The organism is Microbacterium sp. ZW T6_19 (assembly GCF_044987465.1).
GTDB lineage: Bacteria > Actinomycetota > Actinomycetes > Actinomycetales > Microbacteriaceae > Microbacterium > Microbacterium natoriense_A.
In genome coordinates this window covers 1-562 of the sequence record NZ_JBJDRH010000025.1, presented here as the reverse complement: position 1 = coordinate 562, position 562 = coordinate 1, and the positions used below count along the sequence as shown (strand labels likewise).

Genomic DNA, 562 nt, shown 5'->3' with positions numbered 1-562 from the left:
CTCGTGGGCTCGCGACGACCGGGCGACCTCCGCTGTGGAGTTCGCCATTCTGACGCCGGTTTTCCTGCTGCTGCTGACCGGCATGCTGGCCTATGGCATTTATTTCGGTGCTGCTCATTCCTTGCAGCAATTGTCCGCCGATGCGGCGCGGACGGCGATTGCCGGGCTCAATCAGACCGAACGCAACCGCCTGGTCGGGGAATTTCTCGACGACAATGCCGCCAGCTACATGCTGATCGAGCGCTCACGGCTGACCTATACGATCGGCGACAGCACGACCGATCCCAATCAATACCGCGTCACCCTGCGCTACGACGCTTCGGACCTGCCGATCTGGAATCTTTATGTGCCGCTGCCCCTGCCCAGCCAGGTGATCGCCTATAGCTCGACGATTCGCCGGGGCGGTATATGAAACTTTGGCGACGGTTCTGCGCTGACCAGCGCGGCAATATGGTCGTGATGTTCGCGGCGGGCTTTGTCGTGGCCAGCGTGGTCGCCGCCATTGCGGTGGATGCGGCGGGGATTTACCACGAACGGCGGGCCATTCAGAATGGGGTGGATC

Annotated in this window: 2 protein-coding genes; both read left to right on the top strand. The window is 61.9% G+C overall.

The features are described from left to right. The coding region (locus ACI3KT_RS18510; RefSeq protein WP_404905874.1) for a TadE/TadG family type IV pilus assembly protein at positions 1-412 on the top strand (412 nt) is incomplete at its 5' end. Continuing rightward, positions 409-562: pilus assembly protein TadG-related protein (locus ACI3KT_RS18505; protein ID WP_404905875.1), on the top strand; the 154-nt coding region annotated here is incomplete at its 3' end. The genes ACI3KT_RS18510 and ACI3KT_RS18505, both read left to right, overlap by 4 nt.